Raw genomic sequence first — 17,253 nt, forward strand, 5'->3', positions numbered from 1 at the left:
CGCCGCCCGGTTTGACGCGGGCCGGCTTTATTTGCGGGCGTCGCGATCATTGCCGCCCAGTGGGTCGACCACGATCATGGTGCGGTCCAGCACGCCGTTGTCATCGAACAGCGCGTTGAAATGCGCTTGTTGATACCCCGCAACGTACATCCGGTATGACCAGGCTTCCCGCTTCATCAGCGGGTAGTACTGCGTCGGCTCGCGCGGCATGCCGAAGCGCTCGGCCACATCGTGCTTGGTCCACACGCCGGGGCGCGCTTCGTAGATTTCCTTTTCCGTCAGCATCTGCCGGTAGTGGGTGAGCTTGCCCTGCCCGTCAAAATCGGCGGCATACACCTCGTGCCCCAGCGGTTGCCTGGAGTAGATCCAGCGGTGTGTGCCATCGGCCAGCTGATACGTCTCGGTCGGTGCGCCAAAGGTTTCGCGTACGGCACTTTCTGGCTGGCCGATCAACTTTTGCGCGGTCTGCAGGGGGGTGAGCGAGGCACAGGCGCACAGCGCGAGTGCCGTCACGCTGATCCATCGGCTGAGTCGGGCGGGCATGGCGTTCTCCGGGAGGATGCGGGGATTGATCTTCAGGATGGTAAACGCCTTGGCCGCTCGAAATATTCCATCCGTCCAAACTGGCGCCTCGCCGCACAACATTGGTGCGATCAAGCGGGCTTGTTCGCCGACGCTGCGATGACACGGTGCACGAACCGCAGCTTGTCGATCACGGGCGGGGCCAGCGTGAACGGGTAACCGTCGGGCTGCCCGAGGCTGCGATTGAGGCTGTTCAGCACATAGGTGAGCGGAAACCATCGGCTCATCAGGTTGTTGAAGCTGGCTTCTTCCACGGGGGTCTGGTCGGTCAGTTCGGGCTCCAGCGGGTGGTCGGGTAGCAGGGCCAGGCCGTATGACACAGCAGTGTCCAGCGCGTCGACCATGTGCAGGTAGTGCGCCCAGGTTTCGGCCCAGTCTTCCCAGGGGTGCATGGAGGCGTAGGCACTGATGTAGTGCTGCGCCCAGTCTGCGGGTGGCCCATTGTCATAGTGGGCTTGGAGGGCATCGGCATAGCTTGCGCGCTCGTCGCCGAAGCGCAGGCGGAAAGCCGCTTCCCACATGGGTCTGCCGGCAATCAGGCGGTCGAAGAAGTAGTGCCCGGACTCGTGGCGGAAGTGGCCGAGCAGCGTGCGATAGGGCTCGCCCAGTTCAGTGCGCGCCTTCTCGCGTGCGGCGTCATCGGCCTCGGCAATGTTGAGCGTGATGCGGCCATGGTGGTGGCCGGTCATCACGGGGTCGCCCTCTTCCTGGTTTTCCAGAAACGCAAACTCCAACCCTGTCTCGGGGTTTTCCTGCCGTGATTCCAACGGCAAGCCCAGCGTCATGAGCGTATAGAGCAACCGGCGCTTGGCCACCTCCAGCCGGTACCAGTAGAAGCGATTTTCCGGCACCGTCAGGTCGGGGATGGTGGCCGTGAACTGGCAGGCCCGGCACAGTGCGTCGGGCGAATCCGCCGGGATCATCCAGTTGCAGACGTTTTCGACTGCGTAGTTGTGGCATTGGCGGTAGAGCCGGCCTTGCGCATCGGGGTGCAGGCTGCGCCAGAGGTTGCCTCCTGCTTCCGGCGCGGCGTCGACGGGCTCGAAGGCGCTGATCTCGCCCACGTCGGGCAAGTAGCCGAGCAGGGCGTCGCAGCGCTCGCACAAGACGTTTTCAAAGAAGACGAGTTGCTGGCAACGGTTGCAGTGGAACGTTTTCATGGTGATCCCAGGGCCGGGGCTGGCATGTTGGCGCGCGCTCCACCAAGATGGTGGAAGGCGGCGAGGTGCTCAGCAAGCGTTGTACCGCATCGGCCTGTCATACGCACGGCCTTGCACGGCTGGCACGATGGCAGGAGCCCCAAGGAGGGGTGTGCCGCGCAAACGGCATGAACCTTGCTTTGACCGCACGCCGGCACTGCGCCGGCAAGCCATAAGAGCCATTGAGGAGCCCGTGTGTCGATCCGAGTCGCGTTGAATCACGTTACCCACTATCGCTATGACCGGCTCGTCGAGCTGTCGCCCCAGGTGGTTCGCCTGCGGCCGGCGCCGCACTGCCGCACGCCGATCCATTCGTATTCCATGCGGGTGGAACCGGCCGAGCATTTCATCAACTGGCAGCAGGACGCGTTTGCCAATTACCAGGCCCGGCTGGTGTTTCCGAACAAGACGCGCGAGTTCAAGGTGACCATCGACCTGGTTGCCGAGATGGCGGTCTATAACCCGTTCGATTTCTTCCTGACGCCCGAAGCCGAGTCGTTCCCCTTCACCTACGCCGATGACCTGGCTGCCGAGCTGGCGCCCTACCTCGTCAAACGCGAGATGACACCGCGCTTTGCCGCGTTTGTCGCCAGCATTGACCGCACGCCGCGCCGCACGATCGACTTTCTGGTGGGCCTGAACCAGCGCCTGCAGCAGGACATCCGCTACCTGATCCGCATGGAGCCCGGTGTGCAGACGCCGGAAGAGACGCTGTCGCTCGGCTCCGGCTCATGCCGTGACTCGGGCTGGCTGATGGTGCAGACGCTGCGGCAGTTGGGGTTGGCCGCGCGCTTTGTATCCGGTTACCTGCTGCAGCTCACGCCCGACGTGAAAGCCGTCGATGGCCCCAGCGGCACCGAGGTGGACTTCACCGACCTGCATGCCTGGTGCGAGGTCTATCTGCCGGGCGCCGGTTGGATCGGCTTTGACCCGACCTCGGGCCTGCTGGCGGGCGAGGGGCACATCCCCGTGGCCTGCACGCCGGAGCCCGGCAGCGCGGCGCCCATCTCGGGTGCGGTGGACGAGTGCGAGGTGGAGTTCGAGCACACGATGTCGATCACGCGCGTGCTGGAGGCCCCGCGCGTGACCAAGCCCTACACCGAAGCGCACTGGGAAGACGTCGTTCGCATGGGGGCACAGGTGGATGCCGACCTCGAGGCCATGGACGTGCGCCTGACCATGGGCGGCGAGCCAACCTTCGTGGCTGTGAGCGACCGCGATGCCGCCGAGTGGAACACCGACGCCCTTGGCCCTACCAAGCGCAGCTACGCCGTCGGGCTGATGGACAAACTGCGCCAGCGTTACGGCGCCAACGGCTTCCTGCATATCGGGCAGGGCAAGTGGTACCCCGGCGAGCAACTGCCGCGCTGGGCGCTCTCGCTCTACTGGCGCACCGACGGCCAGCCCTGCTGGAGTAATCCAACGCTGTTTGCCGACGAGCGCGAGCCCGGCCGCTACACCTCCGCCGATGCACAGCGCTTTCTGCACCATCTGGCGCGCAAGCTGTCGGTGGACGAACAATGCATCCAGCCCGGCTACGAGGACACGTGGTACTACCTCTGGCGCGAGCGGCGTCTGCCAGTGAACGTCGACCCGTTCGATTCGCGGCTCGACGATGAACTGGAGCGCGTGCGCCTGCGCCGTGTGTTCGACGCCGGCCTGTCTGCCGTGACGGGCTACGTGCTGCCGCTCGCGCGCAATGACGATGCCGCGCTGGCTGGCCCCCGCTGGGTGACGGGCCAGTGGTTCTTCCGCGACGAGCGCATGTATCTGATTCCCGGTGATTCGCCGATGGGCTATCGCCTGCCGCTCGACTCACTGCCGTGGGTCAGCAAGAGCGACTACCCGTATCAGCACGCGCACGATCCGTTTGGCCCGAGCGCGCCGCTGCGCACGGCGACGGAGTTGCGCATGCAATACCAGGGCGACTCTGCCGGCGCTGCAGTGGGAACGAAAGCCGTATCGGCCGCGCTCGGCACCGGCTCGCGGGCCGATGCTCGCCTGCCTGGGCAGAACGAATCCGCCTCGTGGGTCCACCGCACCGCGGTGTGCGTGGAAGCGCGCGACCCCGCCCGCGCCGCCGGCCCCAAGGTCGAGAACGACACCTTCGGCTCCGGCCATAGTCAGCTGCATGTCTTCATGCCGCCGCTGACGGCGCTGGACGACTACCTCGACCTGCTGGCCGCCGTGGAGGCCACCGCCGCCGAACTGCGCGTGCAGATCGTCATCGAGGGCTATCCGCCGCCGCGCGACCCGCGCCTGAAGCTGCTGCAGGTGACCCCCGACCCCGGCGTGATCGAGGTCAACATCCACCCCGCCAGTAACTGGGAGCAGTTGGTCGACCATACGGAATACCTGTACGAATCCGCCCATCAGTCGTACCTGAGCACCGAGAAGTTCATGCTCGACGGGCGCCACACCGGCACCGGCGGCGGCAACCACTTCGTGCTGGGCGGGGCCACGCCGGCCGACAGCCCGTTCCTGCGCCGGCCCGATTTGCTGGCGAGCCTGATTGCGTACTGGCACAACCATCCGTCTCTGTCGTATCTGTTCTCGGGGCTGTTCATCGGCCCGACCAGCCAGGCGCCGCGCGTGGACGAAGCGCGCAACGACCAGGTGTACGAGCTGGAGATCGCGTTTGCCGAGCTGCAGCACCAGCTTGACCGGCTGGGTGCGGCCAATGTCCAGCCCTGGCTGATCGACCGCATCCTGCGCAACATCCTGATCGACGTCACCGGCAACACGCACCGCGCCGAGTTCTGTATCGACAAGCTCTATTCGCCCGACGGCCCCACGGGGCGCCTGGGCCTGCTGGAGCTGCGCGGCTTTGAGATGCCGCCGCACGCGCGCATGAGCCTGGTGCAGCAACTGCTGCTGCGCGCGCTGGTCGCCCGCTTCTGGAAGACGCCGTACACCACGCGCCTCACGCGCTGGGGCACCGAGCTGCACGATCGGTTTTTGCTCGGCACCTTCGCGCAGATGGATTTCGATGATGTGCTCGCCGATCTGCGTGAGGCGGGCTACGCCTTCGAGCGCCATTGGTTTGCGCCGCATTTCTCGTTCCGCTTCCCGCTGGTGGGCGAGCTGCATACGGGCGGGATTTCGCTCACGCTCAGCGGCGCGCTGGAACCCTGGCACGTGATGGGCGAGGAGGGCGCGCAGGGCGGCACGGTGCGCTATGTCGATTCCTCGGTCGAGCGGCTGGAGGTGCGCGTGCTGGGCCTGAACGAGAACCGGCACGTGGTGACCGTCAACGGCATTCCCTTGCCATTGCAACCAACCGGCCGCGTGAGCGAGCAGGTGGCGGGTGTGCGGTTCCGGGCGTGGTCGCAGGCGTCGGCCTTGCACCCCACCATTGGTGTGCACGCGCCGCTGACGTTCGATTTGGCAGACACTTGGACTGGCCGCTCGCTGGGCGGTTGCCAGTATCATGTGGCGCATCCGGGTGGGCGCAATTACCAGACGTTTCCCGTCAACGCTTACGAGGCGGAAAGCCGCCGGCGCGCGCGCTTCTTCACCACCGGGCACACGCCCGGGCCGCTGGAGGTGCGAGCGCCCGAGCGCAGTCTGGAGTTTCCGTTTACGCTGGATTTGCGCCGCTACTAATCTCTTCCAGCCAAGCCGATCTTGTCTTACCAGTCGACCCTGCCGCTTGATCCGCAAGAGCCCGCTGCCGCCCACGCGGATGTGCTGGCCCTCCTTCGCATGCTGCCGGTGCGGGAGGGCCACTGGGATGAACTACACGACGCCACGGGCGCATTGCGTGAACCCTGGCGGCAGTTCTTCGAGCACGTACGCGAGGGCGGCCTAGTCGGGCTGGAGCAGGCCCGTGCCTCCGTCGCCCAGCAGGTGCGCGACAACGACATCAGCTACAACGTCTACGCCGACAAGGGCGAGCCGCGCCCGTGGGCGCTCGACCTGCTGCCTTTCCTCATCGACCCTGCCGACTGGGCCGTGATCGAGCAGGGCGTGATGCAGCGCGCGCGGCTGCTCAACGCCATCGTGGCGGATACCTACGGCCCGCAGTCGTTGCTGGCGCAGGGGCTGATGCCGCCGGCGCTGGTGTTCGGCCATCCGGGCTATCTGCGCGCGGTGCGCGGCTTCACGCCCCCGGGCGGGCAGTACCTGCAGATCGTGGCGGTGGACCTGACCCGTGGGCCCGACGGTAACTGGGTGGTCGTCGGCCATCGCACCGAAGCCCCATCGGGCCTGGGCTATGCGCTGGAGAACCGGTTGATCGTCTCCGGCCTGTTTGCCGATGCCTTTCGCGAGTTGCGCGCGACACGCCTCGCGCCAACGTATTCGCAGTTGATCAGCACACTGGCTGCTGCCGCGCGCACCACGATGTCTGATGACGAGGCGGGAGAATCACCGCACATCGCGCTGCTCACGCCGGGCCCTTTTAGCGAGACGTATTTCGAGCACGCCTTCCTGGCGCGCTATCTGGGCATGACGCTGGTCGAGGGCAAGGACTTGACGGTGCGCGGCGACAAGCTCTATCTGAAGACGTTCAACGGCCTGGAACGCGTGCACGTGGTGCTGCGCCGCCTGGACGACGTCTTCTGCGATCCGGTGGAGCTGCGCGCGGACTCCACCATCGGCGTGCCGGGGCTGCTGCAGGTGATGCGTGCGGGCAATGTGATGGTGTCGAACGTGCCCGGCGCGGGGTTTGTCGAATCGCCGGCCATGCTGGGTTTTTTGCCGGGGATTGCCCAGGCGCTGCTGGGCGAGCCGCTGGCGCTGCCCAGCGTGCCGACATGGTGGTGCGGCGAGGCCCTCGCCCGCGAAGAAGCGCAGGCCAGCCTGTCCGAGGGGCTGCTGCTGCCGACCTGGCCCGGAAACCACCCCGACGGCCCGCCCGGCATGGCGGGTGGGCCGCAGCCCCTGGCCGACTGGCGCGCGCGCATTGATTGCGCGCCGGACACCTTCACCGTCCAGGCGCCGTTGCCGTATTCCTGCACGCCGCGCTACGAGGCCGGCATGCTTGCTGGGCGGCCCTCGGTGCTGCGCGTGTTTGCAATTGCGGACATGGCAGGCGGCTGGCATGTCATGCCCGGCGGATTCACGCGCCTGGCGGCCGATCGACAGGCCTCTGCATCCATGCAGATGGGCGGTAGCAGCGTCGACACCTGGGTGTTGTCGAACCAGCCACAGCCTGCTGCGCCGTTTACGTTGTTGCCCTCGCCGATGCGGCCGGCGGACCTCGCGCGCAAGCACCGCACAGTGTCGAGCCGCGCGGCGGAGAACCTGTTCTGGTCCGGCCGCTATGGCGAGCGCGCGGAAAACGGCGTGCGGCTATGCCGCCTCATCCTCGGCTCGCTAGAGGCCAACGATGCCGACACCATGTTCGGCACGTTGACGGAACTGGCGGCCGAATGCGGGCTGATCTTCAGCGCCGATGTGTTCGCGCGCAGCAGCCCAAGCGCGTTTGAGCGGGCGCTCGTCGCGGGCTTGAGCGAGCAGTCGGGCACCGCGGGCGTGGGTCAATGCCTGGCCGCGCAGGCGCGTGCCTCGGGCGAGGTGCGCGGGCGCCTGTCGAATGATCATTGGAAAACCATCCTTGCCGCGCGCAACGACTTTCGTGACGGGCTGGCCAACCTGAGCGCCGAAGGCGCGCCCGATCGCGTTGCGCTGGTCGACCAGCTCGAATATCTGGCGACGCAACTGTGCGCCATCAGCGGTGCCCAGGGCGACCGCATGACACGTGACGAGGCCTGGCGCCTGTTGTTTGCCGGCCGCCATATCGAGCGCGTGTGGGCCATGACCACGTTCCTGCGCGTGATTGCCGAGCAGGGCAAGCTCGCTACTGCCGAGGGGTTTGATCTGCTGCTGCAGTTGTTCGACAGCACGCTCACGTACCGGTCTTTGTATCCGGGGCGGCAGGAGGTGCCTGCGCTGCTGGACCTGCTCGTGGTCGAATCGACCAACCCACGTGGGTTGTATGGCGTGTATGACCGGCTGCGGACCAAGCTGGCGCAGATCGAGCGCGCCGCTGCGCCGATGCACGCCCAGCGCCGCCACCCCTTTGCCGACCTGATGCCCCCGGTGGAGACGCTCCCATCGCTGGAAGCGCTGTGCGAGACCGATGCCGACGGCCGCTACGCCAACCTCATCCGCCTGTGCGACACGCTGGTGGACTACGTGGCCGCCGCGTCCAACGAGATCAGCGCGCGCTACTTCAGCCACGCCAGCACCCCAACCGCACAGGTGGCTTGATGCAAGCACGCGCCACGCTCCTGACGGTCTCGCACAGCACGGTCTATCACTACGCAACTGCGGTAGAAACGGCGCAGCATCTGGCGACCATCCGCCCGCGTGCCTGCCCGTGGCAAGAGATCGTCGCGCACGATGAGCAGATCGATCCGTCACCCTCGTACCTGACCAGCCGTGTCGACGGCTTTGGCAACGACGTGCTGTATTTCTCGCTTGATGCCCCGCACGACAGCCTGCGCATGACCAGCGAGACCACGGTGCGCTTGCTGCCGCGCTGGAACGACCTGGACCCAGCCGCCACGCCCGCGTGGGAGGTTGTGGCGCAGCGCCTGCGGTATCAGGCCGGCTCCATGTTCTATCCGGAAGCCGAGTTCTGTTTTGCCTCGCCCAACATCGCGCTGACCCCCGAACTGGAGCGCTATGCGCGAGAGAGTTTCGCTGCAGGCACGCCTGTGGTGGCCGGCGCCATCGACCTGATGCATCGCCTGCATGCCGACTTTGAATACGCCCCCACCGCAACCGCTTTCGATACGCCGGCCGCGCAAGCGTTTGAGCTGCGTCGGGGCGTCTGCCAGGACTTTGCCCAGGTGATGATCGGCTGCCTGCGCGCACTGGGATTGCCCGCCCGCTATGTGAGCGGCTATCTGCGGACCGAGCCGCCGGCTGGGCAGCCCCGATTGATCGGGGCCGATGCCTCGCACGCGTGGGTGTCGGTGTTCTGCCCGCAAAGCGGTTGGGTGGATCTTGACCCGACCAACGACGTGCTGGCCGATCTGGACCACGTGACGCTCGCCATCGGACGCGATTACAGCGACGTTTCACTGCTGCGCGGCATGATCCTCGGCGGTGGCGAGCATCAGGTGGACGTGGCGGTCAGCGTAGGGGAAGTCACGGGCCTCTGAGGGGGCCGATTTGGTAGCACAGCAGGGAGCATCATGAAAAACGAAATCTCTTGGCAAGACCTGCCCGACCCGGCCGATGTATCGGGCGTTTTCGCTTTTGCCATGTCGTTCAACGGCTATGAAGAACTGGGCTCGTTTGAAGCCTGCACGAGTGCCGCGCGCGAACGCAGGCGCGCTTCGCTTGCCGACCTGCGCAACGAGCTGTTCTGCGCCGCGCGTGCATCGCGCCATGCCGGTTCAACGGGCTACCTGGGGACGTACGAGGCGTTGCTTCCGCTTTTCCGGCATATGCTGGGTGCGCCTGGCAGGTGAGCGATACAGCGCGGCTGTCATCGTTGCGTTGAAGGCCGAGCACGCAAACGCAGCGGCGCGCACGTGCTCAGATGGTGCGCGCGCATGGCCACGCACATCGACGCAGCCGGGCCTACAGGCCATTTTCCACCATCTCCACCACGCGCAGTGCGATGGCGCCGGTCTGCTCCGGCGGGCGGCTGCGCAAGGGGCCGTCGATGATGAGCAGCGCGAGCCCATGCACCGCAGACCATGCGAGGTATTCGGCACCGGGCCGGCGCTCGGCGGGTAGCACGCCGGCGGCGGTCATGCGATCCAGCGCGAGGCTCAGCAACTGGAACGGGTTCAATCCGCTGTCGCCGGCCTTGGCGGGGTCGGCGTCGTTTTCCACTTCATCGGGCACGGCAAAGGCGGTGCGGAACAGGCCCGTCTCCATTTGCGCAAAACGCAGGTAGCCGACCCCGATGGCACGCAGTGAAGCGCGTGCCCGTGCGTCTTCGGGCCCGGTCGGGTCGATGGCGTTCAGTTCGGCTTCCATCGCGCGCGCCAACGCGGCGAGCGCTTCCGCCCGCACACCCTGCAGCAGATCCAGCCGGTTGGCGAAGTGGCGGTAAGCCGCATTCGGCACGACACCGGCACGGCGCGTGGCCTCGCGCAGCACGATGGCATCCGGCCCGCCTGCGCGCGCCAACTCAATGCCCGCGTCGAGCAGCGCGCGCCGCAGGTCGCCATGGCGATAGGTGGTACGCACCGGCGGCCGGGGTGGTTCCTGGGTCATGCAAACACGCTCCGCAAGCTTGATGTGGACACCGTCCATTATGTCTGCTATCGTTTGTGAACAGTGTCCACAAATCAACCCTAGGCGCTGTTGCGCAAATTTCCAAGACCGGATTGCGGCAAAGTTTTCGGAGGCCGGCATGACGACTGCAACAAACGCCGTGGACGATGAAGCGCAATTGCGTGCGTTGATCGACGCATGGGCCGCCGCCGTCCGCGCCAAGGATATCGACGCCGTCATGCGCAATTACGCACCCGACGTGGTGGTGTTTGATGTGATGCCACCGCTCTTCGTGAAGGGTGTCGAGGCCTACCGCCGCAACTGGCAGGGTTGGTTCGAGGCACTGGAGGGGCCAGCCGATTTCCAGTTCACCGAACTGCACCTCGAGGTGAGTGGCGATCTGGCCTATTGCTTCAGCACGAACCGCCTGAGGGCGCGTTATCGCGATGGCGGCAGGCACGATGCACAAACGCGCGCCACCGTGTGTTTTCGCAAAACCGATGGTCGTTGGCAGGTCGTGCACGAGCACGCCTCGGTGCCGATGCCGGTGCCGGAAACCGCGTGCAACTGACCTGATTGAGGTGCATTCCCCCGACCGCGTGGTGTGATGCGCGGCTTTGCAGTCCCCACTGCGTTCCTATCCCAAGGAGTTGTGATGCAAATTCAACCGTATCTGTTCTTTGAAGGTCATTGTGAAGAAGCGCTGGAGTTTTACAAGAAGACGCTTGGCGCCAAGGTCGACATGCTGATGCACTACAAGGATGCCCCCAAGGATGCGCAACCGACTGCCGAGCAATGCGGCGGCATGGCACCGCCGCTCGACAAGGTGATGCACGCGGCGTTTCGCGTTGGCGAAACCCAGGTGCTGGCATCCGACGGCATGGCTTCGGGCAAGCCCGACTTCAAGGGCTTTGGTTTGTCCGTCAGCGTGGCCGACAAGGCCGCCGCCGAGCAAACGTTCAAGGCGTTGGGTGAGGGTGGCCAGGTCACGATGCCGATGGCCGAGACGTTTTTTGCCGTCGCCTTCGGCATGGTGGTCGACCGATTTGGCGTGACGTGGATGGTGATCGCACCCAAGCCGATGTAAGCGCGCCTGCGCACCACGAACGGCCGCCATGCAGGTGGCCGTTCTTCACTTGGTGCACCTCAACCTCGTTGCACCCATTGCGAATAAGGAGCGTTTCCATGACGCATGGCATCGACGAACGCAAGCGCTGGCTTGCCCTCATCGTGCTCTGCCTGGGCGTGTTGATGATCGTGCTGGACACGACCATCGTGAACGTTGCACTGCCGTCCATCCGGGCGGACCTGGGCTTTACCGAGACCGCGCTGGTGTGGGTGGTCAACGCCTACATGCTGACCTTCGGCGGCTTTCTGCTGCTGGGCGGCCGGCTCGGTGACCTGTTCGGGCATCGCAAGCTGTTTCTGCTGGGCATCACGCTGTTCACGTTGGCGTCGGCCGCGTGCGGGCTGGCAAATTCGCAGGGGGTGCTCATCACGGCGCGTGCCGTGCAAGGGCTGGGTGGGGCGGTGGTGTCGGCGGTGTCGTTGTCGCTCATCATGAATCTGTTTACCTCGCCCGCCGATCGCGCCAAGGCCATGGGCATCTACGGCTTTGTGTGCGCGGGCGGGGGCAGCATTGGAGTGCTGCTCGGCGGCCTGTTGACCAGCGCGCTGAGCTGGCACTGGATTTTCCTGGTCAACCTGCCGATCGGTGTGGCGGTGTATGCGGCGTGCGTGGCGTTGCTGCCGGCGGGCAAGCCGCTGGCCGATCGCGCCAAGCTGGACGTGGCAGGTGCCATTGCAGTGACGGCCTCGTTGATGCTGGCGGTGTACGCCATCGTGCATGGCAACGAAGCTGGCTGGGCATCCACGCAAACGCTTACGCAGCTGGGCATTGCCGTTGCGCTGATGATCGCGTTCCTGGTGATCGAATCGCGCGTGTCGCATCCACTGATGCCACTGCGTATGTTCGCGCTGCGCAATGTGGCCACTGCCAATGTGGTAGGCGTGCTGTGGGCTGCGGCGATGTTCGCGTGGTTCTTCATCTCAGCGCTGTACATGCAGCGCGTGCTGAACTACAGCGCCATGCAGGTGGGGCTGGCCTTCCTGCCGGCCAACATCATCATGGCGGTGTTCTCGCTGGGCTTGTCGGCCAAGCTGGTGATGCGCTTCGGTATTCGGGCGCCGCTGTCGCTCGGGCTGCTGGTGGCGGCCGTTGGGCTGATGCTGTTTGCGCGCGCGCCAGCGGATGGCAGCTTTGCGCTGGACGTGCTGCCCGGCATGCTGCTGCTGGGCCTGGGTGCGGGCGTGGCCTTCAACCCGGTGCTGCTGGCGGCGATGAGCGACGTGGCGCCGGATGAATCCGGCCTTGCGTCGGGCGTGGTCAACACGTCGTTCATGATGGGCGGTGCGCTGGGGCTGGCCATCCTGGCGAGCCTGGCAGCCGCGCGCACGGAGGGGCTGGCCGCAGCCGGCGCCGATGCAACGGCGGCGCTCAACGGCGGTTACCACCTTGCGTTCCTGCTGGGTGCCGTTGCAGCCGTGTTGGCCTCGGCCTTGGCGGGCGTGTTCGTGCGCACCCGCGCGCATGGGGCGGCGTCGGACGAGGCTTCGTCCGCAGCATCCATCTGAGCCCGCAGAGGAAACTCTCCGCGTGCCTCCATCGGAGCGCGCGGTGAAGCTGCGCTTCAGCCCTGTTTATCGCTCAGGCCGTTTTCCAGCATGTCGATCACCATCTCGGCATAGCCCTCATACGAAAGCGGCCCGTCGGGTTTCAGCCAGGTGAACGTCCAGTTCATCATGCCGAACAGCATCATGGTGATGGGCCTGCAGTTGGCATCGTCCACCTTGTGGGGGTAGGCGGCGCCCAGTTGCCGGCCCACGGCAGCCACGACGTCCCGCTCGCGCGCGAGCACGATGTCGCGCTGCTCCGGTGACAGGTATTTCACGTCATTGAGCAAGGCCACGTGCCGCGTGCGCGAGGTGGCGTACTCGGCCAGGAACGTGCGGACCAGCAGATGCAGCGTGGCGCGGGCGGAGAGCCTGGCGTGCCGCGCGTCGCTCTCGGCGCGTTCAACCAGATCCGCCAGCCGCCGCGTGTAGCGGTCGAGCAGATCGAACAAGATGGCTTCCTTGCCTTCATAGTAGTGATACAGGCGCGACTTCGAGCCACCGCATGCAGCGGCGAGCTGGTTCATCGACACGCTCGGGTAGCTGTCGGCCGCAAAGGCTTCGGCGGCGGTGTCGAGCACGCTTTCGCGGCGCAACTCGAATTCGTCTTCGTTCTTGACGCGGGACATGTCTGGGCGGCACATCGATTGGATGCCCGCCATGTTAACCGGGTGGGTTGCCAGGTGTCGATGCAGTTGCGGCGCATCAGGCGATTTCATGCATGGCCATGAAATCCGGTCCTGCGTCAGCAAATGCGTCCTTGGAAGGTGGCGCGCTCGTGCCTGGGCAGGCGCACTTGGTCGTCTAGTCGACTTGACGGAGTGCCTGCCGCGCGGATCCGGACTATAACCACACATGCCCGACCCTCACTTCGGGCAAAGGCGGTGAATGATGGAAGCACGCGGCAACGACAAGGTGTTCGCCGGCTCGATTCCCGAGCTGTATGACACGCTGCTGGTCCCGTTGATCTTTGCGCCCTATGCGGTGGACATGGCTGCCCGGGCCGCACGGGGCACGCCGAAACGCGTACTGGAAGTGGCGGCCGGCACCGGCGCCGTGACGCGCGCGATGGCGCATGCACTCTCAGAAGCCACCGAGATTGTCGCCACCGACTTGAACCCGCCGATGCTCGATCGCGCTGCCGCGGTAGGCACCACCCGGCCCGTGACGTGGCAACAGGCCGATGCGCAGCAGTTGCCGTTTGATGACGGCAGCTTTGACCTCGTGGTCTGCCAGTTTGGCGTGATGTTCTTTCCAGACCGGCCCAAGGCCTTTGCTGAGGCGCGGCGCGTGCTGACACCGGGCGGAACGCTGCTCTTCAGCGTATGGGATCGCATCGAGGACAACGATTTCGCAAACGCCGTCACGCGTGCCCTGGCGAAACGCTTTCCCGAGAACCCGCCGATGTTTCTGGCACGCACGCCGCATGGCCACTACGATCGCGCCGCGCTTCAGGCAGATGCACGCCAGGGCGGTTTTGCCGCAGAACTCGCCTGTGATGTCGTGACAGCACGCAGCCGCGCAGATACGGCGCGCGTGGTGGCCATGGCCTACTGCCAGGGCACCCCAGTGCGAGGCGAGCTGGAGGCTTTGGGCCCCACTGCCTTGGACGATGCCACCGATGCCTGCACAGACGCGTTGGCCGCACAGTTTGGCGCCGGGCCGGTCGATGGAAAGCTTCAGGCGCTGATGTTCAGCGTCACGGCCTGAGATATCGGTAGGTGCTACGCAAAGGTGTCACGGCTTTTGCGTGCCCAGTCGCGTGCGCCAGGCATGCCGCCGGTCGCGCATCCAAGCGATCGTGCGACGGCCCAGCGCAATGGACGGCAGTTCCACATAGCGATGCAGCAGCATGGCCAGCACAAGCGTGAGCGCAAGGTTGACGGCGAACAGCATCAACTGTGTACCGATCCATTGCGGCGACAGCACGCCCACCAGCCGGTGCGTGGCTTCGATCACGCTCGGGTGCGCCAGGTATAACGCGTACGACAGCTCGCCCAGCCAGACAGCGACACGTGGCACGCGCAGTTCACCGCAGTGCTCCATGGCCACCATGCCGATCAGCAGAGCGCCTGCGGGTAGCCCGCGCCAGAACAGGTCGAACTTGGGTGCCGGCCCCACCGCCGACATCACGAAGGTCGCCACGCCCACGGCCAGCAGCACGCGCGCAAACGCGGGTGTCAGGCGCTGGCGATGTGCCGCATACAGCCATGCCAGCCCCGCTCCCAGCAGGAACTCCAGCACCAGCGGATTGGCGGCCATGGCCTGCAGCGGCGTGGCCCAGTCGTACAGCGCTTCCGGGTTGCGCAGCACGATGCCGCTGTGCCAGAACGGCATGATGATCGTTGTGGTGAACAGCGCCAGTGCCACCAGAGCCAGCGCACGCCGGCCGAACAGCGCCAGCCCCAACGCGCACAACGCGTAGAAGAACACCTCGTAGTTGAGTGACCAGCCGACGTACAGCGCCGGATACCCGAAGTAGGGTGCATCCACATTGGCCTGTGGCATGAACGCCAGCGACGAGAGCAGCACGCCCGCCGACACCGGATTGAGCCAGGTGGAGTGCAGCACCGACATGAGCCAGTAGGGCGGTGCCAGCCGAAATGCGCGCTTGACGAGAAATTCGCCGGGCGGCTCCGGCTCTTTTCCCGTGCCCTGGCCCAGAATGGCGACCCACGCGATGATGAAGCCGCTGATGACGAAGAACACATCTACGCCCACATGCCCGCGCTTGATCACATGCGTGGTCAGCCACGGGAGGGCGGGAATGTCGGCATGGGCCAGGGCGAGCCCGGAGTGATACACCACCACGTACAGCGCGGCAAAACCCCGCAGTGCCTGGATGCTCAGAAGGGACGACGAAGAACGGGTCACGCAGCATGGACGACGGCAGCGCGGTCGAGGCTCCGCTGCCGTCCTGTTATCGACAATTCAACTGTTTCAGCAAGCGGTGTGCCGCGTGATCACACCGCCTACGGCTGCTTGGCCGCGAGCTCGGCACGCAGGCGTTCTTCACGCTCGCGGGCCTCCGGCGTGAACTCCGGACCAAAATCTTCCGCTTCAAACACGCGGCGGATCTCCAGACGCACATTGCCGCCGCCATCCAGCGCGGGCCAGCGCTTGACCCATTCGAGGGCTTCCTCCTCCGATTTGACCTGCAGCATGGCGTAGCCGGCAATCAGCCCCTTGGCTTCGGCAAAGGGGCCGTCGATCACCGTCGGCTTGCCGTCCTTGAACTCCACACGTGCGCCGCGCGAACTGGGGTGCAGGCCTTCGCCGCCTAGCAGCACACCTGCGTTGGCGAGCTCTTCCATGTACTTGCCCATGGCGGTGAGCAGTGCCTCGCTGGGCATCACGGAGGCTTCGGTGTCTTGGTCGGCCAGTCGCAGGACCATGAATCGCATGGCGTTTCTCCTTGGGTTCGGTTGGGTAGGGTAGGCGCCGCTAGAGTATTCGCGCCCTGACTTGTACGTCGAATGAAGAGTGGTGGGAATCGGCATGATCGGCAATAAAAAGTGCAACAACGTGCAGGAGTACGGTGGCACACCGGTCTCGTGCGGGAGCTGATGACGCGGCGCACGTCTCCCTACGCGATGACGCGTCCGGGGGGGCCACCGTCTCTTCGCAGCGCCAGCAGCACATGCTTCAGCACCCTTCGGGCCCAGATAGACGGAGGGGGAAACGTAGGCTGAGGGTTTTCACCGATCTGATTGCGCTACATCAAACCTGCGAACGATATTATTATTAACCGACCGGTCGGTCTGCTAATGATTTGAGTCGAATCAAGCACATACGCACCTCGACGTACTAGGAGACGAGATGTCTGAGCCCCTGATCCTGTCCTCGCAGACCGGATCCGTCCGCACCCTCACGCTGAATCGCCCGCAGTCGCTCAACAGCCTGAACAGCGCCATGCTGGGGGCATTGCTCGATGCACTCGGTCACATTGCGGGCGACGCCACCGTGCGTTGCGTCGTGCTGACCGGTGCGGGCCGGGCGTTCTGCGCGGGACAGGATCTTGCCGATCCGCTGGTGGCTCCCGGCAACGCGCCCAAGGATCTTGGCGTCATGATCGAGCGCTTCTATCAACCGCTGGTGCAGCGGATTCGCTCGATGCCGACGCCGGTCGTGGCGGCGGTCAATGGTGTGGCTGCAGGGGCGGGCGCCAATATCGCGCTGAACTGCGACATCGTCATCGCAGCACGCGGCGCGAGCTTCATCCAGGCGTTTTCGAAGATTGGGCTGGCGCCCGATACGGGCGGCACTTGGCTGCTGCCGCGCCTGGTTGGCCGGGCAAATGCACTGGGCCTCACGTTGCTGGGCGACAAGCTCGGCGCTGAAGACGCAGAGCGCATCGGGTTGATCTGGAAGTGCGTTGATGACGCCTCTCTTCTTGATGAAGCGCAGGCGATCGCGCAGCGCCTGGCTGCCATGCCGACCAAGGCGCTTGTCGCCACGCGGTGCGCACTCGACCGTGCCGGGTTGCTGTCAATGGAAGCCGCCCTGGAGGCGGAGACGCAACTGCAGCGTGAACTGGGCTTCGCGCACGACTACAACGAAGGTGTTGCGGCATTCGTTGCCAAGCGCACGCCGGCATTTACCGACCGCTGACATC

Annotated in this window: 15 protein-coding genes; 9 read left to right on the forward strand and 6 right to left on the reverse strand. The window is 65.5% G+C overall.

Annotated features, from left to right (window positions below):
• Nucleotides 1–27: 27 nt before the first annotated feature.
• Together NG900_RS05140 and NG900_RS05145 are read right to left on the reverse strand one after the other, a co-directional pair.
• Nucleotides 28–543 carry a hypothetical protein gene (locus NG900_RS05140; protein ID WP_252677472.1) on the reverse strand — a complete coding sequence of 172 codons (516 nt, stop codon included), beginning with the start codon at nt 541–543 and terminating at the stop codon, nt 28–30.
• A 110-nt stretch (nt 544–653) separates the two neighbouring features.
• Nucleotides 654–1,742 carry a zinc-binding metallopeptidase family protein gene (locus tag NG900_RS05145; protein WP_252677474.1) on the reverse strand — a complete coding sequence of 363 codons (1,089 nt, stop codon included), beginning with the start codon at nt 1,740–1,742 and terminating at the stop codon, nt 654–656.
• Nucleotides 1,743–1,976: 234 nt separating this feature from the next.
• On the opposite strand from NG900_RS05145, the gene NG900_RS05150 reads away from it, so the two are divergent.
• From NG900_RS05150 to NG900_RS05165, 4 genes are read left to right on the forward strand one after another with little or no spacing between them, the layout of a single operon-like run.
• Nucleotides 1,977–5,387 carry a transglutaminase family protein gene (locus tag NG900_RS05150; protein WP_252677476.1) on the forward strand — a complete coding sequence of 1,137 codons (3,411 nt, stop codon included), beginning with the start codon at nt 1,977–1,979 and terminating at the stop codon, nt 5,385–5,387.
• Nucleotides 5,388–5,408: 21 nt separating this feature from the next.
• Nucleotides 5,409–7,997: a circularly permuted type 2 ATP-grasp protein gene (locus NG900_RS05155; RefSeq protein ID WP_252677478.1), complete on the forward strand. Its 2,589-nt coding sequence runs from the start codon at nt 5,409–5,411 to the stop codon at nt 7,995–7,997.
• Nucleotides 7,997–8,896: a transglutaminase family protein gene (locus NG900_RS05160; protein ID WP_252677480.1), complete on the forward strand. Its 900-nt coding sequence runs from the start codon at nt 7,997–7,999 to the stop codon at nt 8,894–8,896. The genes NG900_RS05155 and NG900_RS05160 overlap by 1 nt, the downstream gene beginning before the upstream one ends.
• 33 nt (nt 8,897–8,929) lie before the next feature.
• Nucleotides 8,930–9,208 (forward strand): hypothetical protein, encoded by a 279-nt coding sequence (locus tag NG900_RS05165; RefSeq protein WP_252677482.1) that lies wholly within the window; start codon nt 8,930–8,932, stop codon nt 9,206–9,208.
• Between the two features lie 112 nt (nt 9,209–9,320).
• On the opposite strand, the gene NG900_RS05170 is transcribed toward NG900_RS05165, so the two are convergent.
• Nucleotides 9,321–9,965: a TetR/AcrR family transcriptional regulator gene (locus NG900_RS05170; RefSeq protein WP_252677484.1), complete on the reverse strand. Its 645-nt coding sequence runs from the start codon at nt 9,963–9,965 to the stop codon at nt 9,321–9,323.
• A 139-nt stretch (nt 9,966–10,104) separates the two neighbouring features.
• Between NG900_RS05170 and NG900_RS05175 the strand changes: the two genes are divergently transcribed.
• The 3 genes from NG900_RS05175 to NG900_RS05185 all read left to right on the forward strand — a co-directional run bounded on the left by NG900_RS05175 (nt 10,105) and on the right by NG900_RS05185 (nt 12,599).
• Nucleotides 10,105–10,536 carry a YybH family protein gene (locus NG900_RS05175; RefSeq protein ID WP_252677497.1) on the forward strand — a complete coding sequence of 144 codons (432 nt, stop codon included), beginning with the start codon at nt 10,105–10,107 and terminating at the stop codon, nt 10,534–10,536.
• 84 nt (nt 10,537–10,620) lie between these two features.
• Nucleotides 10,621–11,052, forward strand: a complete 432-nt coding sequence (locus tag NG900_RS05180) for a VOC family protein (protein ID WP_252677499.1) — start codon at nt 10,621–10,623, stop codon at nt 11,050–11,052.
• Nucleotides 11,053–11,150: 98 nt separating this feature from the next.
• Nucleotides 11,151–12,599: a DHA2 family efflux MFS transporter permease subunit gene (locus NG900_RS05185; protein WP_252677501.1), complete on the forward strand. Its 1,449-nt coding sequence runs from the start codon at nt 11,151–11,153 to the stop codon at nt 12,597–12,599.
• Between the two features lie 56 nt (nt 12,600–12,655).
• On the opposite strand, the gene NG900_RS05190 is transcribed toward NG900_RS05185, so the two are convergent.
• A complete protein-coding gene (locus tag NG900_RS05190) occupies nt 12,656–13,267 on the reverse strand; it encodes a TetR/AcrR family transcriptional regulator (protein WP_252677503.1) in 612 nt (203 codons plus the stop codon).
• Nucleotides 13,268–13,529: 262 nt separating this feature from the next.
• Here NG900_RS05190 and NG900_RS05195 point away from each other — a divergent pair, with 262 nt between their 5' ends.
• Nucleotides 13,530–14,348 carry a class I SAM-dependent methyltransferase gene (locus NG900_RS05195; protein WP_252678431.1) on the forward strand — a complete coding sequence of 273 codons (819 nt, stop codon included), beginning with the start codon at nt 13,530–13,532 and terminating at the stop codon, nt 14,346–14,348.
• A 27-nt stretch (nt 14,349–14,375) separates the two neighbouring features.
• On the opposite strand, the gene NG900_RS05200 is transcribed toward NG900_RS05195, so the two are convergent.
• A complete protein-coding gene (locus tag NG900_RS05200) occupies nt 14,376–15,512 on the reverse strand; it encodes an acyltransferase family protein (protein ID WP_252677505.1) in 1,137 nt (378 codons plus the stop codon).
• Between the two features lie 98 nt (nt 15,513–15,610).
• Entirely contained in the window at nt 15,611–16,042 is a 432-nt protein-coding gene (locus NG900_RS05205; RefSeq protein ID WP_252677507.1) for a YciI family protein, read from the reverse strand.
• 415 nt (nt 16,043–16,457) lie between these two features.
• Between NG900_RS05205 and NG900_RS05210 the strand changes: the two genes are divergently transcribed.
• Entirely contained in the window at nt 16,458–17,249 is a 792-nt protein-coding gene (locus NG900_RS05210; RefSeq protein WP_252677508.1) for an enoyl-CoA hydratase-related protein, read from the forward strand.
• Nucleotides 17,250–17,253 lie beyond the last annotated feature (4 nt).

The sequence above is a fragment of the Ralstonia soli genome (assembly GCF_023955655.1).
GTDB classification, from domain to species: Bacteria; Pseudomonadota; Gammaproteobacteria; order Burkholderiales; family Burkholderiaceae; genus Ralstonia; species Ralstonia soli.